This is a genomic window from Caballeronia sp. SEWSISQ10-4 2 (assembly GCF_030464885.1).
Classification (GTDB): domain Bacteria; phylum Pseudomonadota; class Gammaproteobacteria; order Burkholderiales; family Burkholderiaceae; genus Caballeronia.
On the sequence record NZ_JALPRJ010000170.1, the window covers coordinates 1 to 7,067 of the forward strand.

The following is a 7,067-nucleotide window of genomic DNA, read 5'->3' on the forward strand; positions in this document are numbered from 1 at the left end:
TGATGGGTGGAAAGCCCGTCACCTATTTAACGAGACGGAGTTAAAACCGTCTCCTCACCTCCCCGGGCCTGAAGTCCGGGGTTTCACGGAGACCCTGATGAACACACATACAACCGCTCAAGGCGCGCGGCGCGACGCCGCCAGCACCGTCGGCGCGGCGAGACCCGGTGCCTGCTGGCTGCGCGAGCCGGATAGCGACGACGTGAGCACCATTCAGGCGTGGCTCGCGCAACCCGCAATCAGCCAGTGGTTCGATTTTGGTCTGGGGCGCCAGCAACTCTCCACGCTTGCGCTCCACCTCATGCTGCACAGCCAGCGGCATCACATCCGCATGTTCGGTCGCACCGGACATGCGCTGGCAAGTGGCCTTGTGGCCGTCAGCGATGTGACCCATGCCTTCGGCACGGGCCCGTTCTGGGTGCTGCGCGATCGGTCGCGCCCGACGTACCCCAGCATGACATGCGACGCCTCCAGCAGGGTCCTTCACGATACATTCACACGATACGGGCTGCATTGCATCACCGCGTGGGCCGTACAGGACAACGTGCGTTCCCAGCGTCTGCTCGAGCGCATCGGCTTTCGCCGCATCGGGCTGCAACGGGCCTGCCACCTCATGGGTGGCGAGTTTCTCGGACGAATACTCTATGACCTCACGCCTGAGGACCTTGCAGGCAAGGTTTCCGGAGCATGAGTGCGCCGGTTGTGACGGCCGTTGCGGCCTATGTCCCGCCCGCCGTGCCCTTGGCGAGGTGGTTTCAGATCGAGGAAAAGCTCAACGCCACGGCCCTCACCGGATGGGCCCGCCTCGTGTACCCGCACTGGTTCGCGGCCTACGGACTGGACCTGCAGCAACTCACAGCGCCACCGGAAGATATGCCCTCAGAGTCACCGGGGGCTGCAGCAATTGGCATCGCTGCGCAACCCGGCATCGATATCGTACCTGTCGAGAAGGATCGCGATCTGTCGGGGCTTGCGGCCGACATCGCACAAGCGATCTGCACCGCACGTGCCCCCGAGGCACCGTGCATTGACGTCGTCGTGTTCTGTCACAGCAGCCTCAACGAACACGTCTCCACGACCACTGCCGGCAGACTGCGTGCCGCCATCGGCGAGCCCTGCTTTCCGTTTGCCGTCGCGCAGCAGCAGGGAGCGTCGGTATTTACGGCACTGCGCCTGGCTGCGGACCTGCTCGTCGCGGAACCTGAGTTGCGCGCAATACTCATCGTTGCCGCGGAGAAATGGTGTCATCCATTTGCCCGCCGCATCGGTCGCTGGACCTTGCAAGGCGATGCGGCGGGAGCGATTGTTCTGGAGCGCGACTCACCCTCGACGCAGGGGCTGCGGCTGCTTGATACGGCAGTCCGACCGCTTTGTCGCGCGGACGCGCCGTTCGGGCTGCCTGCGACACTCAGCGACACGAATGCCATCTTCGCGCCGGCGCTGCTGGCCCTGATCGACACGCTGCTGCGCGAGCATGGCCGTCGTGCAGGCGAGATAGCCGCTGTCATCGCGCACCATGTCAACCTGCCGCTCGTCGAGGCGGTGTCGCGCCAGCTTGGTCTGCCATCCGAGCGTCGCCTGACGGACAGGCGCGCCTATCTCGGTACAGCAGAATCCATCGTGCGGCTCGCTGAAACACTCGATATCTTTCCGTTAGGACACGGCGAACTCGTGCTCGCCTGGGGGGTCGGTCTCGGTGGCTACGTCAGTTGCGCGCTCTTCGAAGCAGATGGGACTCCGGCACGGTACTTCGTTAATTCGGCGCCAACTGGCAAATCATGAGCGCTCGCGTCGGTCTCACGCACACCGCGTATTACCTCCCGGAGAAGGTCGATGACGTGCGTAGCTGGGCGCGTCGAGCCGGGCAGTCCGCAGCCTGCGTGGCGCAGCTTGAACGCGCCGGTGTTCACTACTACCACGACGCGGCGGGAGAATCCGTTGCGTCAATGGCGACGAAAGCCATCGACGCCTTGATCCGGTCATCGCGGCTTGCGCCCGACACGGTCGACTGTATGCTCTACACGCATACGCTGCAGGGCAGCGTCGCCCCGCCGCCGATGTCGCTGCCGCGGATCCTGTGCGACACGTTCGGGTTTGTGCACGCTGACGCCTTCTCCTTCGCCCAACAGCATTGCGCGTCCGCGCTCGGCGCACTGCGCGTTATCCGTGCGATGTTCGTCGCGCGCCCTGCACTCAGGTGCGTACTGCTTGTCGGGGCCGACGCGATGCCCGTTGCGTCCGAGCGGCTGATGGACGGGGCCGGACTGATGAGCGACGGCGCCTGTGCCGCGCTCATCGAGCGCGACGCGCCGGTCAACCGGCTTCTCGCCGTGCGCACCCACGCGAGTGGACTCGCCTGGCAGGGTGCACTGGGACACGAGGACTCGCGCCTCGCCGCACAGAATTTTCTGAGCGCCCGTCAGTTGATCACGACAGTAGCCCGCGACGCAGGTCTTGAGCCCACCGCGCTCCAGCGCATCCTGCCGCACCATCTGGACTTGCCGGCATGGCACCGTGTGATTTCGTCCCTGGGTATTTCGCAAGAGCGCCTGTGCACTGAGAACTTTTCCCGTATCGCGCACGTGAGCGTGAGCGACCCGATCATCAACCTGACTGACTGCACCGCGCTGCTGCCCGGCAAACCGTTCCTGCTCTTTGCGCATGGTGTCGGCGGCTTTTCCGCAGCGGCGCTATTGCTGCGCTAGCCTTTTACGCGACGTCGCCAATCTGCCCGATGACGAGATGCTCCACGACCCGGACGCAATCGCTGCGCTGAACCAAGGATCTAGCATCCTCGGTCGCTCGGGATTCTGGACGCTCGGCGAGCAAACAGCACGCATCAGCTCAGAGTGTCCAGAATCGCATTTGGCACCGGCGTTTCTGACCGCACTCAAACGTAATCCACCAGCGCCCGCTGAGAACAGATGAACCCGGCCCTGTGATTGAGCAGGCGCACGACAACCCTCTCCCTCCAGGCCCTTCAGGAGAGGAAGGATAGTGCGGACGGCATAGCCGTCCTTTGGGCAGACCCTCAGTGAAGCGTTTGCTGTTGCTCGATGTACTGGCGGATGATGGCAATCGGCGCCCCGCCACAACTGCCCGCGAAGTAAGACGGCGACCACTGCGCACCTCCCCATAGCTCGCGCCGAACGGGCGGGTAGTTCACCAACAGGGGCACACGCTCGTCCTCGCCGTCAAACTCCACCAACTTCGCTTCGAAGTCCTTGCAGAGCTGCGCGAAGATGCCGCGCATATCGTCCAATATCTACTTCGTGAAAACGCCTCGCCGGTATTTTGTGACGAAGACTAAATGGACGTGCATTAAGAAAACGTAATGAAATCCGTGCCGAATATCGTTGTCAGTAGTCATGGGCCAAGAATATATTCCGACAAACGCAAATCCTATCCGCCTACAAATTCGAACTGATGCCGACCGGCGAGCAGGCGCGCAACATGCGCCGCTTCGCCGGCGCGTGCCGGTTCGTCTTCAATAAGGCGTTGGCTTTGCAGAACGAGAACTATCGCAACGGCGGGAAGTTCATCGGCAAGTTTGCGATGAAAAAACTTTTCACTGAATGGCGCAATAGCCCGGACACGCCTTGGCTTGCCGATGCGCCGCGCCATCCGCTCGACGAGGCGATTCTTGATCTAGACCGCGCGTTCCAAAACTTCTTCGCCAGGCGCGCGGACTTCCCGTGCTTCAAGCGCAAAGGCCAGTGCGCCGATAGCTTTCGCTATCCCGATCCGAAGCAGGTAAAGCTCGACCGCGAGAACGGTCGTATCTCTCTGCCGAAGCTCGGCTACATGCGCTATCGCAACAGCCGCACGCCAATCGGAGACGTGCGCAACGTCACGGTATCGAGCAAGGGCGGCAAGTGGTACGTGTCGATCCTGACGCGCCGCGAAGTCGATCAGCCGGTTGCGCATGGCCCGGCCGTCGGCATCGATGTCGGCATCGCGCGTTTCGCCACACTGAGCGATGGCTCGCATGTCGTCCCACTGAACAGCTTCAAAAAGCACGAGCAACGCCTCGCGAAATACCAGCGGCGCATGTCGCGCAAAACGAAATTCAGCAACAATTGGAAGAAGGCGAAAGCCCGCGTCCAGAAGATTCATACCGGCATCGCGAATGCCCGCAATGACTTCCTGCACAAAGCTTCTACGACGATCAGCAAAAACCACGCGCTCGTATGTATCGAAGACCTGCAGGTCGGCTCCATGTCGAAATCGTCAGCGGGCACGCTCGAAGCGCCGGGCAAGAAAGTGGCTCAGAAGACCGGCCTCAACAAGGCCATCCTCGATCAAGGCTGGTTCGAATTCCGGCGTCAGATCGAATACAAGACGGTCTGGCGTGGGGCCTTCACGGTCGCGGTGCCAGCGGCCTATACAAGTCAGACGTGCCCGTCTTGCGATCATGTAGCGAAGGCAAACCGCAAGACTCAGGCTCTGTTTGCTTGCGTCGCGTGCCAGTACGAGAACAATGCCGATCACGTCGGCGCGTTAAACATCCTCGCGAGAGGATTAGCAATTTTCGAAGGTCAGGACACGGTGCACGCTTGCATCGGGCGGGAAACCGCAGCCCGGATAGTCTGTGAAGTGAGCGGCGCCGAAATACCGCCAGCAGCAGAAACCCGCGAAGTGACTGCGTGATCATCGCGTAGCGCCGTAGGAATCTCCTTCTTCAGGGAGGAGAGGATGTCAATCTGCAACGACGCATGTCCCGCCTCACGCTTTCGTGCCGGAACAATCTCCTGCTCGCCTCACATACCAGTGCAATCACACGCGTTCGCACTACGTCCAGTTCGACTGACACGGAGGAACTGCAAATTTCTTGGCATTCCACATTATTTTAGAATTCTTCGTCGGCAGCGACTTCCGCCCTTGCACGCGTATAAACGTATCCGTACGGTCGGCAGGGCACTCCAACGCACTACTACGATGCCCGTTGAACTCGCAGATATGCCCCTACACGAATCCAGTTTGTCGATGTAACCTACTTCCATTGTCACCGTCACCAACCAAGTTACCTCCTGGTTCGAGCGCTTCGAGCCGTAACGGATCGTAAGGAATTACGCAGGCGGCAGCCGACCCTCGCGCGCGTATTGGCAGTGCTGCGTGTCCGCGCAGTTTGCGATCGATTCCTCCCGATGGAAGCTTGCCGCATCAAGGCGGGCACTGCGGCAGACGCCCGGTTCGTACGCGACGACTTCACGAAGGTGCGCACAAGCGCACCGGGTTCGGTCACTACGGGTAGGTAATCCTGGGAAATCGTCGCACCCGACTTGACCACGTGGATCCTCTTGGTAAAGGCACGTCCAGGAACGAACAATGATGATCTACGTCCTTCGACACCGTCCTTCTAGACGCCGCCACGGGCCAATCGCAGTTCTGGCAGGCGCGCGATCGCCGCTTCGCGCGCTCACCGCGCCGCTGGCGCGTGCCAATGACCTGCCTTCGCTGATCACATCGTTTGGCCGTGTCGCACAGTGCCTCGGATTTTCTCATTACGTGATCAGCAGGCTTTCGCGAACACAGTGCGCTTCCTGCTCCGAAGCGGCGCTGGAGATGATCTGCGCGCACTATCCGGATCAATGGGTGCAGCACTACCAGAAAAACGGCTATGCCCTCGTGGATCCGGTTCACCGCACCGCTTTCACTCAAACGGCCCCGTACCGGTGGCGCGACATCGCCAACCTGAACCGGCTCGAACAGCGTGTACTTGACGAAGCACTCGAAGCAGGACTGGTCAACGGAATCAGCATTCCAATCCATGAACCCACGGGACGCGTCCTGCTTGTCAATCTGTCGGGACAGGCTTCAGTGGTAAATGCGGAAGCCACCCGGCGACTGGCGCATCTGATCAGTACGCAGTTTCACTACGAGTTCGAGCGACTGGGAAAACATCAATCGGCCGCGGTCTCGCAACGGTTGACGCCGCGCCAATGCGAATGTCTGACGTGGGTCGCGCGCGGCAAGTCCTCCTGGTCTATCGGTCAACTGCTCGGCATTTCCCAGCACACAGTGGATTATCACATCGACACCGCCATGCAAGCCCTGAACGTCAACAGCCGGACCTCCGCCGCGGTCAAGGCAGCTGTGCTCGGACTCATCCGTCCCTGAAGACGTGCTGCGCGCGGCGAAGGATCCAGTGCTTTTCCCGGCAGCCCTGTCGACGGCGAAATGACGCCGGCATTATCGTTGGTATACGGCCGCTCCGCTCGCTTCTGCAACCTCCCTGACTCCCTAGTTCAAGGACATTCTGGACTCGCCTACCGTTGAGGCTAACAACTTCGGCGGGAGATACACGATGCCCTACATTGCTGCAGGCAGACTGGAAGACCTGCCGCCAGAAATCCGGGCAGGACTCGGTGCGTACCGGTATGAAGTCTTCGTCCGACGCCTCGGCTGGACGCTACCGACTTCAACCGACAACCAGACATCGGAGTGGGACCAGTTCGACAGCGGTGCTACCGTTCATCTCGTCGCTCTGTCACCGGTACGTCGCATCTGTGGTTGCGCGAGGCTGATGTCTACAACCGGTCGATATCTGCTCAAGGAGGTGTTTCCAGAGCTCCTTGGCTCGGAGCCGCCCCGGGAATCGGCTACGCTCTGGGAGCTTTCCCGCTTCGCTGGATCAGCCCAAAAATCGCACGATGACAACACGAGTGAGCACAACGCGCCCGGCATGCAGCTGTTTCCCTATGCGCTCGCGCTCGCAGCGTCATTCGGCGCAACCGAGGTGATCGGCGTCGTATCGCGCTCCGTGGACCGCCTGTATCGTCGTTCGGGGCTCACCCTGCAGCGCATCCATCCTGATCTCGCAGTCCGGAATGCCAGCATCGTCGCCTGCTCCATCGAACTTTCCCCAGCCACCTTCGACCGACTCGGTTGCGATCCGCACGAACTGATGAAGTCAGTACATTGGTTCGGAAAGTCGCGGTTGCCTGATACCACCGGGGGCATCGATGACGCAGGAAGCTCGGGTACCGTACTGCTGCCACTGTCAGGTCAGTCACCCCGCCCTGAAAGGGCGAGGCTTGTTAAATCAAGCCTGATTGACCAGCCTG

Annotated in this window: 6 protein-coding genes and 1 pseudogene; 6 read left to right on the plus strand and 1 reads right to left on the minus strand. The window is 61.1% G+C overall.

The genetic code is table 11. The features are described 5' to 3' along the window. The first annotated feature begins 97 nt into the window (after positions 1–97). The 3 genes from M0D69_RS42980 to M0D69_RS42990 are packed head-to-tail and all read left to right on the plus strand — an operon-like array spanning position 98 to position 2,705. A complete protein-coding gene (locus M0D69_RS42980) occupies positions 98–691 on the plus strand; it encodes a GNAT family N-acetyltransferase (RefSeq protein WP_301787867.1) in 594 nt (197 codons plus the stop codon). Further along, positions 688–1,782 carry a 3-oxoacyl-[acyl-carrier-protein] synthase III C-terminal domain-containing protein gene (locus M0D69_RS42985; RefSeq protein ID WP_301787868.1) on the plus strand — a complete coding sequence of 365 codons (1,095 nt, stop codon included), beginning with the start codon at positions 688–690 and terminating at the stop codon, positions 1,780–1,782. Before M0D69_RS42980 ends, M0D69_RS42985 begins: the two co-directional genes overlap by 4 nt. Beyond that, positions 1,779–2,705, plus strand: a complete 927-nt coding sequence (locus M0D69_RS42990; RefSeq protein WP_301787869.1) for a 3-oxoacyl-[acyl-carrier-protein] synthase III C-terminal domain-containing protein — start codon at positions 1,779–1,781, stop codon at positions 2,703–2,705. The genes M0D69_RS42985 and M0D69_RS42990 overlap by 4 nt, the downstream gene beginning before the upstream one ends. Before the next feature lie 326 nt (positions 2,706–3,031). Here M0D69_RS42990 and tnpA read toward each other — a convergent pair. Next, positions 3,032–3,370 (minus strand): annotated as a pseudogene (gene tnpA / locus M0D69_RS42995) (IS200/IS605 family transposase). Positions 3,371–3,381: 11 nt separating this feature from the next. Here tnpA and M0D69_RS43000 point away from each other — a divergent pair. The 3 genes from M0D69_RS43000 to M0D69_RS43010 all read left to right on the plus strand — a co-directional run. Continuing rightward, positions 3,382–4,650 (plus strand): transposase, encoded by a 1,269-nt coding sequence (locus tag M0D69_RS43000; protein WP_301787872.1) that lies wholly within the window; start codon positions 3,382–3,384, stop codon positions 4,648–4,650. Positions 4,651–5,328: 678 nt separating this feature from the next. After that, a complete protein-coding gene (locus M0D69_RS43005; RefSeq protein ID WP_301787870.1) occupies positions 5,329–6,120 on the plus strand; it encodes a LuxR family transcriptional regulator in 792 nt (263 codons plus the stop codon). Between the two features lie 187 nt (positions 6,121–6,307). Then, the coding region (locus M0D69_RS43010) for an acyl-homoserine-lactone synthase (RefSeq protein WP_301787871.1) at positions 6,308–7,067 on the plus strand (760 nt) is incomplete at its 3' end.

Bases quoted from the DNA above. Each gene is read 5' to 3' on its own strand.
- M0D69_RS42980 (WP_301787867.1), top strand. From the start codon at position 98: ATGAACACACATACAACCGCTCAAGGCGCGCGGCGCGACGCCGCCAGC.
- M0D69_RS42985 (WP_301787868.1), top strand. From the start codon at position 688: ATGAGTGCGCCGGTTGTGACGGCCGTTGCGGCCTATGTCCCGCCCGCC.
- M0D69_RS42990 (WP_301787869.1), top strand. From the start codon at position 1,779: ATGAGCGCTCGCGTCGGTCTCACGCACACCGCGTATTACCTCCCGGAG.
- M0D69_RS43005 (WP_301787870.1), top strand. From the start codon at position 5,329: ATGATGATCTACGTCCTTCGACACCGTCCTTCTAGACGCCGCCACGGG.